14 protein-coding genes are annotated in these 16,054 nt (G+C 75.5%); all 14 read left to right on the top strand.

Features of this window, described 5'->3' with window-relative positions; genetic code table 11:
- Positions 1-40 precede the first annotated feature (40 nt).
- The gene (gene ruvX, locus D459_RS0121830) at positions 41-520 is read left to right on the top strand and encodes a Holliday junction resolvase RuvX (RefSeq protein WP_017595137.1); all 480 of its coding nucleotides are present in this window, start codon (positions 41-43) and stop codon (positions 518-520) included.
- A complete protein-coding gene (gene mltG / locus D459_RS0121825; RefSeq protein ID WP_017595136.1) occupies positions 517-2,700 on the top strand; it encodes an endolytic transglycosylase MltG in 2,184 nt (727 codons plus the stop codon). Before ruvX ends, mltG begins: the two co-directional genes overlap by 4 nt.
- On the top strand, positions 2,700-3,536 hold the full coding sequence (locus D459_RS0121820; RefSeq protein ID WP_017595135.1) for a shikimate dehydrogenase: 837 nt from the start codon (positions 2,700-2,702) through the stop codon (positions 3,534-3,536). Before mltG ends, D459_RS0121820 begins: the two co-directional genes overlap by 1 nt.
- Positions 3,537-3,774: 238 nt before the next feature.
- Positions 3,775-4,428 carry a translation initiation factor IF-3 gene (infC, locus tag D459_RS32380; RefSeq protein WP_040710776.1) on the top strand — a complete coding sequence of 218 codons (654 nt, stop codon included), beginning with the start codon at positions 3,775-3,777 and terminating at the stop codon, positions 4,426-4,428.
- Between the two features lie 133 nt (positions 4,429-4,561).
- Positions 4,562-4,753, top strand: a complete 192-nt coding sequence (gene rpmI / locus D459_RS0121810; protein ID WP_017595133.1) for a 50S ribosomal protein L35 — start codon at positions 4,562-4,564, stop codon at positions 4,751-4,753.
- 103 nt (positions 4,754-4,856) lie between these two features.
- A complete protein-coding gene (rplT, locus tag D459_RS0121805) occupies positions 4,857-5,240 on the top strand; it encodes a 50S ribosomal protein L20 (protein WP_017595132.1) in 384 nt (127 codons plus the stop codon).
- Between the two features lie 17 nt (positions 5,241-5,257).
- Positions 5,258-6,082, top strand: a complete 825-nt coding sequence (locus D459_RS0121800; RefSeq protein ID WP_017595131.1) for a TrmH family RNA methyltransferase — start codon at positions 5,258-5,260, stop codon at positions 6,080-6,082.
- A 168-nt stretch (positions 6,083-6,250) separates the two neighbouring features.
- A complete protein-coding gene (locus tag D459_RS0121795; RefSeq protein ID WP_017595130.1) occupies positions 6,251-7,327 on the top strand; it encodes a sensor histidine kinase in 1,077 nt (358 codons plus the stop codon).
- A gap of 136 nt (positions 7,328-7,463) precedes the next feature.
- Entirely contained in the window at positions 7,464-8,579 is a 1,116-nt protein-coding gene (gene pheS / locus D459_RS0121790) for a phenylalanine--tRNA ligase subunit alpha (RefSeq protein WP_026120640.1), read from the top strand.
- On the top strand, positions 8,579-11,077 hold the full coding sequence (gene pheT, locus D459_RS0121785) for a phenylalanine--tRNA ligase subunit beta (RefSeq protein ID WP_017595128.1): 2,499 nt from the start codon (positions 8,579-8,581) through the stop codon (positions 11,075-11,077). Before pheS ends, pheT begins: the two co-directional genes overlap by 1 nt.
- A gap of 424 nt (positions 11,078-11,501) precedes the next feature.
- Positions 11,502-12,725, top strand: a complete 1,224-nt coding sequence (locus D459_RS0121780) for an aminotransferase family protein (RefSeq protein ID WP_017595127.1) — start codon at positions 11,502-11,504, stop codon at positions 12,723-12,725.
- A gap of 175 nt (positions 12,726-12,900) precedes the next feature.
- Entirely contained in the window at positions 12,901-13,389 is a 489-nt protein-coding gene (locus D459_RS0121775) for a MarR family winged helix-turn-helix transcriptional regulator (RefSeq protein ID WP_017595126.1), read from the top strand.
- Between the two features lie 87 nt (positions 13,390-13,476).
- Positions 13,477-14,913, top strand: a complete 1,437-nt coding sequence (locus D459_RS0121770; RefSeq protein WP_017595125.1) for an NAD(P)/FAD-dependent oxidoreductase — start codon at positions 13,477-13,479, stop codon at positions 14,911-14,913.
- An 85-nt stretch (positions 14,914-14,998) separates the two neighbouring features.
- Positions 14,999-16,030 carry an N-acetyl-gamma-glutamyl-phosphate reductase gene (gene argC / locus D459_RS0121765; RefSeq protein WP_017595124.1) on the top strand — a complete coding sequence of 344 codons (1,032 nt, stop codon included), beginning with the start codon at positions 14,999-15,001 and terminating at the stop codon, positions 16,028-16,030.
- Positions 16,031-16,054 lie beyond the last annotated feature (24 nt).

Raw genomic sequence — 16,054 nt, 5'->3', positions numbered from 1 at the left:
CCCCCGCCACCCCGTGCACCCGCATGGGGGAGCCGAGCCGTTGAGGCACGGCGTACGACTCGCGGTCGACCCGGGAGACGCCCGGATCGGCGTCGCCGCCAGCGACCCGAGCGGACTCATCGCCAGCCCGGTGGAGACGGTGCGGCGCGGCTCCGGCGACGTCGACCGGATCACCGCCCTGGTGCTGGAGCGCGAGGCGCGCGAGGTGGTCGTCGGACTCCCGGCGTCGCTCTCCGGCGCGGAGGGCCCCGCCGCACGCAAGGCCCGCGCGTTCGCCGCGCTCCTCGCCCGGAGGCTGGACCCCGTCCCGGTGCGCCTGGTCGACGAGCGGATGACCACCGTCACCGCGCAGCAGCAGCTGCAGGCGGGCGCCTCCTACGGCCGCCGCGGCGCCAAGGGCGGCAAGGCCCGCCGCTCGGTGATCGACCAGGCCGCCGCGGTGGTGCTGCTGCAGGCCGCACTGGACGCCGAGCGCTCGTCGGGGCGCCCGCCGGGCGAGATCGTCGAGGTGGAGCGATGAACGGCGACGAGCAGGACGACCACTACGGCGGCCGCCGCTACCGGGGCCGCCGCGAGCGGCTGGAGCCGCGCCCCGAGGCGGGGCCCGCCGACGGCCCGCTCGCCGGGCCGGCCCCGGCCGCCGACCCGCTGACCGACCCCTGGCCGTCCGGCCGCCGGGGCTCCCGGCACCGCGCCGCCGGCACCGAGCCCCGCCCCGCGGACCCGCTCACCGACCCGTGGTCCGCCCCCGGGGCCGACACCGGCGCCCGGCGGTACACCGACACCGGGGCGCAGCCCCGCACCGACACCGGCGGGCACCGCTACGCCGACACCGGGGCGCAGCCCCGCACCGGGGCCGGCGGCCACCGCCACTCCGGCGCCGCCCCCTCCGGGACCGACCCCTCCGGCGCCGCGCCGCGCCGCGGCCGCCGCCGCAAACCCGAGACCGACCCGGACGCCCGGGAGGCGCCCCGCCCGGCCGCGCCGGAAGAGGAGGAGCGGCGCCCCCGCGGCCGCCGCCACCGGCGCGCGGCCGACGAGGACGACCCGCTGGGCTTCGGCGCGCTGCGCGACTCCGGCGACCACCCCGACCCCTTCGAGGAGCCGGTGCGCCACCGCCCCCTCGACTTCGACGCGGTCCCGGTGCGGCGCAGGCAGAACCGGGCGGAGCCGGACCGGGGCGAGGAGCCCCCCCGGCGCGGCCGCCGCCGGGCCGGCCCGGCGCAGGCCGAGGAGCCCGCTGCCGAGGAGGCCGGTTCGCGCGCGGGCCGCCGCGCCGCCCCGGAGCGCCCCGAGGCGGAGGAGGAGCCGCCGCGCCGCCGCCGGCGCCGCCGCGCGGCCGGGGACGCGGAGGCCGCCCCGGAGGGCCCCTACCCCGCCGCGCCGGAGGAGGAGCACCCGGAGCCGGAAGAGGCACCGCGCCGGCGCCGCCGCCGCTCGGAGGAGCCGGAGGAGGCGGAGCCCGCCGCCGAGGAGCCCGCCCCGCGCCGCCGCCGCCGTCGCCGGTCCGGCCCGGACCGGGCGGAGGAGCCGGAGGCCGAGGAGGCCGCCGCCGCGGCCGCCGCACCGGAGCCCCCCGACGACGAGGACGGCGGAGAGGACCGGCCCCGCCGCGGCCGCCGGGCCTCCGGCCGGCGCTCCGCCGGCCGCGGCCGCAAGCGGGGAGGCCGGCGGACGACCCTGATCGCGGCCGGCGCCGCGCTGCTCGTGGTGGTCGCCGCGGGCGGCTTCGTCACCCGCTCCTACCTGTTCCCCGCCGACTACGACGGCGCCGGGTCCGGGGAGGTCGAGGTGGTGGTCCCGGACGGGGCCACCGGCTCCCAGATCGGCGACATCCTGGAGGAGGCCGGCGTGGTCGCCAGCTCCAGGGCGTTCGTCAACGCGCTGGACGCCGACGCGCACCCCTCCCCGGGCACCTACCTGATGCGCTCGGAGATGAGCGCGGACGCCGCCGTCGGGCTGCTGCTCGACCCGGAGGCGCGGATCGGGGTGAAGGTGACCATCAAGGAGGGCGAGCGCTCGGACGCCATCCTCGCCCAGCTCTCCGAGCAGGTCGGCATCCCGCTGGAGGAGCTGGAGGCCGCCTACGAGGACACCGAGGCGCTGAAGCTGCCCGAGTACGCCGAGGAGGGCGCCGAGGGCTACCTCTTCCCCGACACCTACACCTTCTCGCCGGACGACACGGCCGAGGAGGTGCTGGGGATGATGGTGCGCCGCTACGACCAGGCCGCCGAGGACCCCGAGATCGACCTGGAGAAGCGGGCGGACGAGGTGGGCCTGGAGCCCGACGAGGTGATGAGCGTCGCCGCGATCGTCCAGGCCGAGACCGGGTCGGTGGAGGACATGCCCAAGATCGCGGCGGTGGTCTACAACCGCCTCGACGAGGGCATGGAGCTCGGCATGGACAGCACCTGCTTCTACGTCATCGGCGAGCACGGCATCGCGCTCACCAACGACCAGCTGGCGGAGTGCAAGGCGGCCGAGAGCGACTACGCCACCTACGGCCGCACCGGGCTGCCGGCCGGCCCGATCGTCAGCCCCGGCGAGGACGCGATGAAGGCGGCCCTGAACCCGGCGGACGGCGACTGGCTGTACTTCGTCGCCACCGACCCCGAGCAGGGCACCACCGAGTTCGCCGAGACCTACGACGAGTTCCTGGTCCTCAAGGAGCGCTTCCAGAACAACTGGCAGGGGGGATGATGCGCGCGGCGGTGCTGGGCTCTCCGATCGCCCACTCGCTCTCCCCGGTGCTGCACGGCGCGGCCTACGCCGCGCTGGGCATCGCCGGGGAGTGGAGCTATACCGCGGTGGAGTGCGACGAGGCCGGGCTCCCCGGCTTCCTGGCCGGCTGCGGCCCGGAGTGGGCCGGCCTCTCGCTGACCATGCCGCTGAAGAAGGCGGCGCTGGCCGCCGCGGACACCGCGGACGCGGCCGCCCGGGAGGTCGGCGCGGCCAACACGCTGGTCTTCGCGGACGGCGGCCGGCACGCCTACAACACCGACGTGGCCGGCATCGTCCGGGCGCTGGCCGAGGCCGGGCCGGGGGAGGTGCGCAGCGCCGCCGTGCTCGGCGGCGGCGCGACCGCGGCCTCCGCGGTCGCGGCGCTGCACCGGATGGGCGCCGAGTCGGTCACCGTGCTCGCCCGGGACCCGGCCCGCGCCGCCGGGGTGGCCGAGGCCGCCGAGCGGGCCGGCGCCCGGGTGGAGCTGGCCCCGCTGGCCGAGGCCGAGCGGAGGCTCGGCGTCGACCTGGTGGCCTCCACCCTGCCCGCGGGCGCCGCAGACGCCCTGGCGCCGGCGGTCGCCGCCTCCGGCGCGGCCGTGTTCGACGTGGTCTACAGCCCCTGGCCGTCGGTGCTGGCCCGGGCCGCGCGCGCCGCCGGGCGCACCGTGGTCGGCGGCTTCCCGATGCTGCTGCACCAGGCGGCGGTGCAGGTGGAGCTGATGACCGGGTGCGGCCGGGCCCCGGTGGAGGCGATGCGGGCCGCGGGCGAGGCCGAGCTGGAGCGGCGCGGCGCACTGCGGGACAGCTGGTAGAGTGGGTTCCTGACCTGATCCGGGCGTCACCGTGCGCCCGGAAGCGTAAGCGGAGGCGGATCCTCCCACCCGTCGGGGCGAGACCCGAACGGGTTCCGGTCGGCGGCGGGCGCCGCATCACGGAGGCGATGGCCTCCGTGCGCGCTCCCCTCGCCTCGTCCGGTGGATCACCCCGCTTGCACATGGCCGGCGGGGTCTTTCGCTTTCCCGCACCCTTCTCCGGAAGGGCGGAGGGCGGATCCCCAACAGGGAACGAACCACCCATACGACAAGGCTAGGGAGGGGTCTCATCAGCGCCGAGCCCCGCATCAACGACCGCATCCGGGTTCCCGAGGTCCGACTCGTCGGACCCAACGGAGAGCAGGTCGGCATCGTCTCCGTGCAGGACGCGCTGCGTCTGGCCCAGGAGGCCGACCTCGACTTGGTCGAGGTCGCGCCGACCGCGCGTCCTCCGGTCGCCAAGCTGATGGACTACGGCAAGTTCAAGTACGAGTCCGCGGTCAAGGCGCGCGAGTCGCGCAAGAACCAGTCGAACACGATCATCAAGGAGATCAAGCTCCGCCCGAAGATCGACGCGCACGACTACGACACCAAGAAGGGTCACGTCGTGCGGTTCCTCAAGGGCGGGGACAAGGTCAAGGTGACGATCATGTTCCGCGGCCGCGAGCAGTCCCGTCCGGAGCTGGGCCGCAGGCTGCTCGCCCGGCTCGCCGAGGACGTCGCCGACCTCGGCGCGGTCGAGTCGCAGCCCAAGCAGGACGGCCGCAACATGGTCATGGTGCTCGGGCCGCACAAGCGCCGCTCCGAGCACAAGGCCGAGGCCCGCGCCGCGGCGGGGGGCGGCAGGACCCGCCGCGAGCAGCGCGAGGAGCAGCAGAGCGGCCAGGGCTGACCGGCCGCTCCCGCGCCAGGGCGCGAGTACGGTGCGCCGGGCCGCAGCACCGCGGCCCGGCGCCATCGCGCCGAACACCAGAAGCACCGAGGCCTCGCCGAGGTGCGCCCGACGACGAGGAGACGACGGCGATATGCCGAAGAACAAATCGCACAGCGGAGCCAGCAAGCGCTTCCGGGTGACCGGCTCCGGCAAGATCATGCGCCGCCGGGCCAACAAGAACCACCTTCTCGAGCACAAGCCGACCAAGCGCACCCGCCGCCTCAGCGGCGACGTCCCGATGGCCCCGGCCGACGCCAAGAAGATCAAGAAGCTGCTGGGCTGAGCCCGGACTTCGCGACCGTACACGTTCGATGATCGGCCGCGGGCGGATCCGCCCGGGTCGGCGGCGGCGCGGTGAGCGCCGCCGGAAACCTTGAGGGAGTCACATGGCACGCGTGAAGCGGGCTCTCAACGCCAAGAAGAAGCGCCGGGTCGTCCTCGAGCGCGCCAGCGGCTACCGCGGCCAGCGTTCGCGCCTGTACCGCAAGGCCAAGGAGCAGATGCTCCACTCCATGACCTACTCCTACCGGGACCGCAAGGACCGGAAGGGGCAGTTCCGCCGCCTGTGGATCCAGCGCATCAACGCCGGCGCCCGCGCCAACGGCCTCACCTACAACCGGTTCATGCAGGGCCTCAAGGCCTCCGGCATCGAGGTCGACCGCCGCATGCTCGCCGAGCTCGCGGTGAACGACCAGGCCGCCTTCGCCTCCCTGGTGGAGACCGCGAAGAAGGCGCTGCCCGACTCCGCCCGGCAGCAGGCCGCGGCCTGAGCGCCGAAGGCGATCGCGTGACGGCGGGCCACGAGTTCACCAGCATCCGCTCCCCCCGGATCAAGGCGGCTCGTCGGCTCGCCAAACGCGCGTTCCGGCAGCGTGAGCGGCGCTTCCTCGCAGAGGGGCCGCAGGCGGTGCGCGAGGCGCTGGCCCGCCCCGGGGCGGCGGTGGAGGTGTTCGCCACCGCCGAGGCGGTGCAGCGCCACCTCGAACTGACCGACGCGGCCTACGCCGCCGGCGTCCCGGTGCACCGGGTCAGCATGGAGGTGATGGCCGAGCTCGCGCAGACCGTCACCCCGCAGGGCATCGTCGCGGTCTGCGAGTTCCTCGACGTGCCGCTCTCCGAGGTCTCCGGCGCCCGCCTGGTGGCGGTCCTCTCCCACGTGCGCGACCCCGGCAACGCCGGCACCGTGCTGCGCACCGCGGACGCCGCGGGCGCCGACGCCGTCGTGTTCACCGACGCCTCGGTCGACCCCTACAACGGCAAGTGCGTCCGCGCCTCCGCGGGCAGCCTGTTCCACCTCCCGGTGGTGGTCGGCGCGCCGGCCGCCGAGGTCACCGCGGCGCTGCGGGCCGAGGGCGCGGCGGTGCTCGCCGCGGACGGCGCCGGCGACCGCGACCTGCACCAGGCGGCCGACTCCGGCGCCCTGGACGGCCCGGTGGCGTGGGTCTTCGGCAACGAGGCCTGGGGGCTGCCGGAGGAGACCATCGCACTGACCGACGGCGCCGTCCGGGTGCCCATCTACGGCGGCGCGGAGAGCCTCAACCTGGCCACCGCCGCGGCGGTGTGCCTCTACACCACCGCCCGCGAGCAGCGCCGCGATGCGGAGCGGTCCTAGCGGCCCGCGGCGGCGACCCGGATTACGGGTCGCCCGCGGGTTGCCCATGCCCCCGCCGTCGCCGATACTCTCTGTGTCATCGACGTTCGCGGATAGCGGCGCTCAAGGCAGGGTAATGACATAGGGTGACGCCCCCTGCGCACCGCGGGAGGGCGGAGGGGGAGCACGGTGCGGGAGGCGGTCGTGGGCGGCGACCAATCGGCGGAACCCGGCGCGGCGCTCGCCGCCGACGACCTACCGGACGGCCTGCTCGTCGCCGATCGCGACGGCCGCGTGGTCGCCTTCAACCGGATGGCCGCGCGGCTGTGCCGTATCCCGGCCTCCTCGGCGATCGGCCGCGACTTCCGCGACGCCCTCCCGCTCACCGACCCCGACGGCCGCGACTGGTGGAAGCTCTCCGACCCCTACGGGGGCCTGCGCATCCGCACCCGCCAGCCGGAGCAGCGGCTGCTGCTGCCGGACGGCCGCGAGGTGCTGATGGCCGCCCGCTACGTGCGCGACCGCCCGGCCGGGGAGCTGTCCCGCCTGGTGGTCACGGTCCGCGACTGCGCCCCGCGGGAGCGCGGCGAGCGCAGCCGCGCCGACCTGGTCTCCACCGTCGCCCACGAACTGCGCTCCCCGCTGACCAGCGTCAAGGGGTTCACCGCCACCGTGCTGGCCCGCTGGGACCGGCTCACCGAGCGGCAGAAGATCTTCATGCTGGAGACGGTCAACGCCGACGCCGACCGGGTCACCCGGCTCATCACCGAGCTGCTCAGCGTCTCCCGGATCGAGTCCGGCCGGCTCGAACTGCGCCGGGCCGTGGTCGACCTGCCCGCGCGGGTCCGCAAGATCATCGCCGGCCGGGTCGCCGCCGGCGACCCCGCCGACGGCTTCCGGCTCCAGGTCCGCGGCCCGCTGCCGGAGCTGTGGCTGGACGCGGACAAGATCGAGCAGATCATGTCCAACCTGCTGGAAAACGCCGTGCGGCACGGCGCTGGTACTGTCACTGTAGTGATCGAGCCCCATGAGGAGGGAGCGGCCGTGACGGTGCGCGACGAAGGCACGGGCATCCCGCCCGAGGCCGTGCCGCGCGTCTTCCGCCAGTTCTGGCGCTCGCGGCGCCGCGGCGGGACCGGTCTCGGCCTGTTCATCGTCAAAGGCCTGATCGAGGCGCACGGCGGTGCGATCACCGTCGGCCGCGCGCCCACCGGCGGCGCCGAGTTCCGATTTACCATGCCCGCCGGCACCCCCGAGTTCGCCTGAGCGGACCGGCCGCCGACGGGCCGCGCTTCCCCGGCACGCGGGCACGCGCCCCGGCGCGTGCCGACGCACCACGCTTTCATCCTGCCCTGCTCACCGGAGCCCGCCGCGGCGCGGCGGGACGCGAGGCGAAAGAACCATGTCTGCACCTAATGATTACGACCCGGTCGAGGTGACCGCGCTGCACCCGGACGAGGTCGCCCGGATGCTGGACGAGGCGCTGGCCGCGATCGCCGCCGCCGACTCCCTGGAGGCGCTCAAGGAGGCCAAGGCCGCGCACGCGGGCGACCGCTCGCCGCTGGCCCTGGCCAACCGGGAGATCGGTGCGCTCCCCCCGTCGGCCAAGGCCGAGGCGGGCAAGCGCGTCGGCGGCGCCCGGAAGAAGGTCGGCGAGGCGCTCAAGGCGCGCCAGGCCGCCCTGGAGGAGGAGCGCGACGCCCGCGTCCTGGTCGAGGAGTCCGTCGACGTCACCCTCCCCTGGGACCGGTCCCCGCGCGGCGCCCGGCACCCCATCACCACCGTCGCCGAGCGGATGACCGACATCTTCGTCGGGATGGGCTTCGAGGTCGCCGAGGGCCCCGAGGTCGAGGCGGAGTGGTACAACTTCGACGCCCTCAACTTCCTGCCTGACCACCCGGCCCGCACCATGCAGGACACCTTCTTCGTCGAGGCGCCCTCCGGCGGCCCCTCCGGCCAGGTGCTGCGCACCCACACCTCCCCGGTGCAGGTCCGCGCGCTGCTCTCGCGCGAGCTGCCGGTCTACGTGGTCGCCCCCGGCACCACCTTCCGCACCGACGAGCTGGACGCCACCCACACCCCGGTCTTCCACCAGCTGGAGGGCCTGGTGGTGGACGAGGGCATCACCCTGGCGCACCTGCGCGGCGCCATCGACGCCTTCGTCGAGGGGATGTTCGGCAGCGGCCTGAAGACCCGCTTCCGCGCCTCCTACTTCCCGTTCACCGAGCCCTCGGCCGAGGTGGACATGGAGTGCTTCGTGTGCCGCGGCGCCTCGGTCGGCGACCCGGACGCCCCGTGCCGGACCTGCTCCTCGGAGGGCTGGATCGAGATCGGCGGCTGCGGCGTGGTCAACCCCCGGGTGCTCACCGCCGCCGGGGTGGACACCGAGCGCTACAGCGGCTGGGCCTTCGGGCTGGGCATCGAGCGGACCCTGATGTTCGCCAACGGTGTCAAGGACATGCACGACATGGTCGAGGGCGACGTCCGCTTCACCTCGGCCTTCGGGATGGAGGTCTGATGCGCGTCCCGCTTTCCTGGCTGCGCGCCCACGTCGATCTGCCGGAGGGCACCACCGCCCGCGGCCTGGCCTCCCGGCTCACCGAGGCCGGCCTGGAGGTCGAGACGGTGGAGTCGGTCGGCGCCGACATCACCGGCCCGCTGGTGGCCGGCCGGGTGCTGGAGATCGAGGAGCTCACCGGCTTCAAGAAGCCGATCCGCTACTGCCGGGTCGACGTCGGCGCCGCCAACGGCACCGGCGAGCCGCAGCAGATCATCTGCGGCGCGACCAACTTCGCCGCCGGCGACCTGGTCACCGTGGCGCTGCCCGGCGCCGAACTGCCCGGCGGCTTCAAGATCGGCGCCCGCAAGACCTACGGCCGGATGTCGGAGGGCATGATCTGCTCCGCCTCCGAGCTGGAGCTGTGGGAGGACCACACGGGCATCATGGTGCTGGCCGAGGGCACCGCCGAGCCCGGCGACGACGCCTTCTCCTACCTGCCGCTCCGCGACGAGGTGCTGGACATCGCGGTCACCCCGGACCGGGGCTACGCGCTGTCCGTCCGCGGCGTGGCGCGGGACGCCGCCGCGGTCTACGGGGTGCCGTTCCGCGACCCCGCGGCCGGCGCCGAGGACATCGCCCCCGGCGAGGGCGCGCAGCCGGCCCGGGTGGACGACGCGGCGCTGTGCGGCCGCTACGTGCTGCGCACCGTCACCGGCTTCGACCCGGAGGCGCCCACCCCGGTGTGGATGAAGCGCCGCCTCGCGCTGTGCGGGGTGCGCCCGATCTCGCTCGCCGTCGACGTCACCAACTACGTGATGATGGAGCTCGGCCAGCCGCTGCACGCCTGGGACGGCGGGGCCCTCAAGGGCGCCCTGGAGGTGCGCGCCGCCCGGCCCGGCGAGACGCTGGAGACCCTGGACCACACGGAGCGGCGGCTCGACCCGGACGACATCGTCATCGCCGACGAGCGCGGCCCGGTCAACATCGCCGGGGTGATGGGCGGCGCCGCCACCGAGATCGGCCTGTCCAGCACCGACGTGGTGATCGAGGCGGCGCTGTTCTCCGCGACCCACATCGCCCGGACCTCGCGCCGGCACCAGCTCTCCTCGGAGTCCTCGCGCCGGTTCGAGCGGGGCGTCGACTCCGCGCTGCAGCCCGCCGCGGCCTCCCGCGCCACCGCCCTCCTGGTCGAGCTGGGCGGCGGCCGGGCCGAGCGGGGCGGCACGCACATCGGCGCGGGCGCGCCCCCGGAGCCGATCCGGATCGACGCGGGGCTGCCCGGCCGGATCGCCGGCCTGGAGTACCCGCGGGAGACGGTGCTGCGCCGACTGGAGGAGGTCGGCTGCGCGGTGCGGGCCGACGGCGATGCACTGGACGTCACCCCGCCGACCTGGCGCCCCGACCTCACCGACCCCAACGACCTCGCCGAGGAGGTCATCCGGCTGGAGGGGTACGCCAACATCCCGTCGGTGCCGCCGCGCGCGCCGGCCGGGCGCGGGCTGACCGCGACCCAGCGGCGGCACCGCGCGGTGGGCCGGGCGCTGGCCGCCGCCGGCCACACCGAGGTGCTGAACTACCCGTTCACCGGCGGGCGCGACCTGGACGCCCTGCAGCTGGAGGCCGGCGACCCGCGCCGGTCCTCGGTCCGGCTGGCCAACCCGCTCAACGACGACGAGCCGCTGCTCCGCACCACCCTGCTGCCGGGCCTGCTCAAGACGCTGGTCCGCAACACCGGGCGGGGCTTCGCCGACGTCGCCCTGTTCGAGGCGGGCCGGGTCTACCTCCCGGTGCCGGGCGCCCCGGAGCGGGCCCCGCTGCCCGGGGTGGACCGCGCCCCCTCCGCCGAGGAGCGCGCCGGGATCGACGCCGCCCTGCCGCACCAGCCGATGCGGGTGGGCGCGGTGCTGGCCGGGCGGCGCGAGCCGGCCGGCTGGTGGGGCGAGGGCCGCCCGGCGCTGTGGGCGGACGCGATCGCCTCGGCCCGGGAGGCGGCCCGCGCGGCCGGCGCCGAGCTCACCGTCCGGGCCGGCCGGACCGCCCCGTGGCACCCGGGCCGGTGCGCGGCGCTGTACGTGCTCGCCGGCGGCGAGGAGGTCCTGGTGGGCCACGCCGGGGAGCTGCACCCGCGGGTGGTCAAGGCCTTCGGGCTGCCGGAGCGGACCGCCGCCATGGAGATCGACCTGGACCTGGTGGAGCGGGCCGCGGCCGGTCCGCGCGCCCCGGAGGTCTCCGGCTACCCGGTGGCCACCCAGGACGTGGCGCTGGTCGTGCCGTCGGAGACGGCGGCCGGCGAGGTGGAGGCGGCGCTCCGGGACGGCGCCGGCGAGCTGCTGGAGGAGGTCCGGCTGTTCGACGTCTACACCGGGGAGCAGGCCGGCGAGGGGCGCAAGTCGCTCGCCTACGCGCTGCGCTTCCGCGCCCCGGACCGGACGCTGACCGCGGAGGAGGCGGGCGCCGCCCGCGACGCCGCCGTCGCCGAGGCGGCCCGCCGCACCGGCGCGGTGCTGCGCGGCTGACCGCGGACCGAAGCGGAGGAGGCCCCGCACCGGGCGACCCGGTGCGGGGCCTCCGCGTGTCGAGGCACCCGCCGGGGCCTGTTCCGAGGGATCGGGAGAAAAAAATTATCGACGCTGTTTTCCCAGGTCATAAGGGAGATCAGTGTTCTCTGCGGGGGGCGGTGCGCATGCCTCCGGTTAATCCGGGCAGGGTTTTCTGTTTCGTCTCTTGAACGGGGAGGCCTCCGGGACTTAGCCTGCAGGCACCTGCCGCGCACCGGGCTCTCCGGGCAACGCGGACCAGCTGTCTGAATTGGCGTTTCTGCGTGCTCCGGCGCGCACCGGCCGACTCGGAGGTCGCCATATGACCGAAACAGTGGTTTCGTATACGCGTGTACCGTCAGGAGAACGGGAGCCCGGCCGCTTCTGGCACACCTTCTCCGATATGAACACCGTCGTCCAGGGGCCCAAGTTCGTCGTCGCCAGGGGCGAGGGCGTGTGGCTGTGGGACGACGCCGGCGACCGCTACCTCGACGGCACCGCCAGCCTGTGGTACTGCAACGTCGGCCACGGCCGCCGGGAGATCGCCGACGCGGTGCACCGGCAGATGACCCGGCTGGAGGCCTACACGGTCTACGGCGACTTCGCCAACGCCCCCGCGCTGGAGCTGAGCGAGCGGCTCGCCGCGCACGCCCCGGTCGCCGACCCGCGGATCATCCTCACCTGCGGCGGCGGCGAGTCCATCGAGACCGCGGCCAAGCTGGCCCGGCGGTACTTCGCGGCGCTGGGCCGGCCCGAGCGGGTGCACCTCATCTCGCGCACCGGCGGCTACCACGGGCTGCACGGCATCGGCACCGGCATCATCGGGATGGACCGGTTCCGCGAGGGCTTCGGCCCGATGGTGGAGAGCGCCTCGGTGGTCCCGCACGACTCCGCCGAGGCCCTGGAGGCGGAGATCCTGCGGGTGGGCCCGGACCGGGTGGCCGCCTTCTTCGCCGAGCCGGTGATCGGCGCGGGCGGGGTGTACCCGCCCTCCCCGGAGTACTTCGCCTCGGTCGCCGAGATCTGCCGGCGGCACGGGGTGCTGTTCATCGCGGACAGCGTGATCTGCGGCTTCGCCCGGATGGGCAACTGGTTCGGGATCGAGCGGTTCGGCGTGCGCCCGGACATGATCGTCTTCGCCAAGGGCGTCTCCAGCGGCTACCTGCCGCTGGGCGGGGTGGTCGCGGCCGGCGCGATCGCCGAGCCGTTCTGGGACCGCCCGGGCAACCCCTTCCACCACGGCACCACCTACGCCGGCCACCCGTCCTGCGCCGTGGCGGCCATGGCCAACCTGGACATCCTGGAGCGCGAGGACCTGTTCACCGTCGCGCTGGAGGTGGAGACCCACCTGGACGCGGCGGTGCGCACCCTGGAGGACCACCCGCTGGTGCGCGAGGTCCGCTCCGGCACCGGGGTGATGGCCGCGGTGGAGCTCACCGAGGAGGCGCTGACCGAGCGGGGCGTGCGCCCCGCGGACGTGTTCGCCGAGGCGCGGGCGCGCGGGGTGATCCTGCGCGCGGTGCCGAACGCGCTGCTCGTCTCGCCGCCGCTGGTCATCACCTGGGAGCAGATCGAGCACCTGGTGGCCACGCTGCGCGCGGCCCTGGACGCGGTCGCGGCCCGCTGACCGGGACCGGCCCCCGGAGACGCGGAACGGGGCGGAGCGCCGCAGCGGCGCTCCGCCCCGTTCCGCGTGCCCGCCCCGGCGGGCCCTGCGGGCGGGGTCGGGAACAGAGCGCTCCGCACCAGTGTTAGTTTACTAGGAAGATACTTACATTGGCGGGGAACGGAGAGACGGGGCCATGGGGGACGCGCTGGAGGCCGACCGCGCGCGGTCGGCGCAGGAACAGGCCGACGACGAGCTGATCACCGACTGGGGGCTGCTGGTCGAGGCGTTCAAGGCGGTCTCCCCGCTGCTGCTGGAGGGGGTGCACCCCGGCGGGGAGGAGATGTCCGGGCCCTGGTTCGAGGTGCTGCTCCGGCTGCAGCGCTCGCCCGGCCACCGGCTCCCGATGAGCGTGCTGGCCCGCGAGGTCAGCCTGAGCAGCGGGGGCTTCACCAAGCTCGCCGACCGGCTGGCGGCCAAGGGCTACCTGGCCCGGGAGTCCTGTCCGGAGGACCGCCGCGTGGTCTACGCCGCGCTCACCCCTGCCGGGAGCGAGCTCGCCGGCGAGGTGAAGACCCGCCACGCCGAGCTGCTCCGCCGGCACGTGCTGGACGTGCTGGGCCCGGACGGGGTGCGCACCCTCGGCTCCCTGGCGCGCCGGCTGCGGGACAGCGCGCGGGACTGACCGGCCGGTCCTGCCCGCGCACCGCCCGGGCCGCCCCGATACGCTTGGCCGGCAGTAGAACAGCAGAGGCCACGGAGGGGCGGCCCAGTGAAACTCTTCGCCAGCGCGGCCGAGATGCGCGCTGTACCCCGCTCGGAGGAGTTCCGCAACGGAGGGGTGTCCCTGTGGTACCGGGACACCGGTCTCCCCGAGCGCCGCGCGGCGCTGCCGGGCCCGGCCGACTACGACGTGTGCATCGTCGGCGCCGGGTTCACCGGCCTGTGGACCGCCTACTACCTGCTCCGGGCCGACCCCTCGCTGCGGGTGGCGGTGCTGGAGCGGGAGTTCGCCGGGTTCGGCGCCTCCGGCCGGGGCGGCGGCCTGGTCACCGCGGACTTCCCCGGCTCGCGCGAGCAGCACGCCCGGGAGTACGGCAAGGGCGCGATGATCGCCCTGCAGCGCGCCCTGATGGCCTCGGTCGACGAGATCCTCGACGTGGCGGGGGAGGAGGGGATCGACGCCGGCGCGGTCAAGGGCGGGATGCGGATCACCGCCACCAACCCGGCGCAGAAGGACCGGTTGCACGAGCGGGTGGAGCACCTGCAGGAGTGGGGCTACTGGCCCGAGGACCTGCACCTGGTCGAGCACGGCCACGAGCCGTGGCTGCGGGTGGACGGCCAGCTCGCCGCCGCCCACACCCCGCACGCCGCCCGGATCGACCCGGGCCGGCTCGCCTCCGGGCTGGCCGGGGCGGTGCAGCGGCTGGGCGCCGACGTCTTCGAGGACACCGAGGTCACCGGGGTCCGGCCGGGCGAGGGCGAGAACCGCCCCGCGGCGCTCACCCCGGCCGGGGAGGTCCGGGCCGACGTGGTGGTGCAGGCGGTCGAGGGCTACGTCGGCGGGCTCGGCGAGGGCCGGGCCGAATGGGCGGCGGAGGCCTGCGCGATGATCGCCACCGAGCCGCTGCCCGAGCAGATGTGGGAGCACATCGGCTGGGAGGGCGGCCAGGTGCTCTCCGACGCCGCGCACTCGCCGGTCTTCGCCCAGCGCACCGCGGACGGGCGGATCGCGCTCGGCGGCCGCGGCGCGCCGCACCGGATGGGCGCCGGGGCCGCCGCCGGCGCGGCCCCGCCGCAGGCCATCGCCGAGCTGTGGCGGGTGCTGGCGCGGATGTTCCCGGCCGCCGCCGAGGTCCCGGTGGCGCACGCCTGGGCCGGGCCGACCGGGGTGCCCGCGGACCGCCGCCCCCGGGTCGGGCTGGACACCGCGACCGGGCTGGCCTGGGCCGGAGGCTACTCCGGCAGCGGCGTCGCGCTGGCCAACCTGGCCGGGCGGACCCTGCGCGACCTGGTCCTGGGCGAGCGCGGCGACCTGGCCCGGCTGCCCTGGGCGTCCGGGGCCGACGGCGCCGCGCACCCGCTGCGCCGGCTGGGCGGCAAGGTCGCGCACGGCCTGTACCGGGGCGCCGACCGGCGGGAGACCAGCCGGCTGTCCACCACCTCGCGGCTGGCCGCGGTCGCCTCCAGGATCGCCGGGCATAGATAATTTATCCAGTGGGTTGCATAAAATTCCAGTCAGGTGCATGATGGTCCCATCGGGACCGGACGGCACCTGGACGGGAGTTGCGAGCATGGGGTACACGGCGGCGATCGCCGGAGCCAGCGGCTACGCGGGAGGCGAGCTGCTGCGCATCCTGCTCGGCCACCCGTCGATCGAGATCGGCGCGGTGACCGCGGGCGGCAACGCCGGCACCCGCCTCGGCGAGCACCAGCCCCACCTGGTCCCGCTGGCCGACCGCGTCCTCGCCGAGACCACCCCCGAGGTGCTGGCCGGGCACGACGTCGTCTTCCTCGCCCTGCCGCACGGCCGCTCCGCCGAGATCGCCGCCGCCCTCGGCGACGCCGCGCTCATCGTCGACTGCGGCGCCGACTTCCGGCTCACCGACGCCGGCGCCTGGCAGCGGTTCTACGGCTCCGAGCACGCCGGCACCTGGCCCTACGGCCTGCCCGAACTGCCCGGCCAGCGCGAAGCGCTGACCGGGGCCCGCCGGGTCGCGGTGCCCGGCTGCCACGTCACCACCGCCACCCTCGCGCTCTTCCCCGCCCTCGCCGAGGGCCTGGCCTCCGCCGAGGACCTGGTGGTCGTCGCGGTCACCGGCACCTCCGGCGCCGGCCGCTCGCTCAAGCCCAACCTGCTCGGCAGCGAGACCATGGGCTCGGTCGCGCCCTACGGCGTGGGCGGCGTGCACCGGCACAACCCGGAGATCGTGCAGAACCTCTCCCGGGTCGCCGACGGCCCGGTCACCCTCTCCTTCACCCCGGTGCTCGCCCCGATGCCCCGCGGCATCCTGGCCACCTGCACCGCCCGGATCGCACCCGGCACCGGCACCGCGGCCGTCCGCGCCGCCTACGAGCGACGATTCGAGGCCGAGCCCTTCGTGCACCTGCTGCCCGAGGGCACCTGGCCCACCACCGGCATGACCCTGGGCGCCAACACGGCCCTGGTCCAGGTCGCCGTCGACGAGGCCGCCGGGCGGATGGTCGCCTGCGCCGCACTCGACAACCTGGCCAAGGGCACCGCGGGCGGAGCGGTGCAGAGCGCCAACATCGCGCTCGGCCTCCCCGAGACCGCAGGCCTGCCCACCGCCGCCGTCGCCCCCTGACCGGCGCCCCTCCGATCCATTCAC

It is taken from the genome of Nocardiopsis potens DSM 45234 (assembly GCF_000341105.1).
Lineage (GTDB): Bacteria > Actinomycetota > Actinomycetes > Streptosporangiales > Streptosporangiaceae > Nocardiopsis_A > Nocardiopsis_A potens.
The sequence above is the reverse complement of the archived record's forward strand: the minus strand, read 5'-3'. Positions and strand labels throughout refer to the sequence as shown.

Excerpts from the sequence above, each read along its gene's own strand:
- pheT (WP_017595128.1), top strand. The coding sequence starts at position 8,579 with ATGCGCGTCCCGCTTTCCTGGCTGCGCGCCCACGTCGATCTGCCGGAG.
- D459_RS0121780 (WP_017595127.1), top strand. The coding sequence starts at position 11,502 with ATGAACACCGTCGTCCAGGGGCCCAAGTTCGTCGTCGCCAGGGGCGAG.
- D459_RS0121775 (WP_017595126.1), top strand. The coding sequence starts at position 12,901 with ATGGGGGACGCGCTGGAGGCCGACCGCGCGCGGTCGGCGCAGGAACAG.
- argC (WP_017595124.1), top strand. The coding sequence starts at position 14,999 with ATGGGGTACACGGCGGCGATCGCCGGAGCCAGCGGCTACGCGGGAGGC.
- pheS (WP_026120640.1), top strand. The coding sequence starts at position 7,464 with ATGTCTGCACCTAATGATTACGACCCGGTCGAGGTGACCGCGCTGCAC.
- rplT (WP_017595132.1), top strand. The coding sequence starts at position 4,857 with ATGGCACGCGTGAAGCGGGCTCTCAACGCCAAGAAGAAGCGCCGGGTC.
- D459_RS0121820 (WP_017595135.1), top strand. The coding sequence starts at position 2,700 with ATGCGCGCGGCGGTGCTGGGCTCTCCGATCGCCCACTCGCTCTCCCCG.
- rpmI (WP_017595133.1), top strand. The coding sequence starts at position 4,562 with ATGCCGAAGAACAAATCGCACAGCGGAGCCAGCAAGCGCTTCCGGGTG.
- mltG (WP_017595136.1), top strand. The coding sequence starts at position 517 with ATGAACGGCGACGAGCAGGACGACCACTACGGCGGCCGCCGCTACCGG.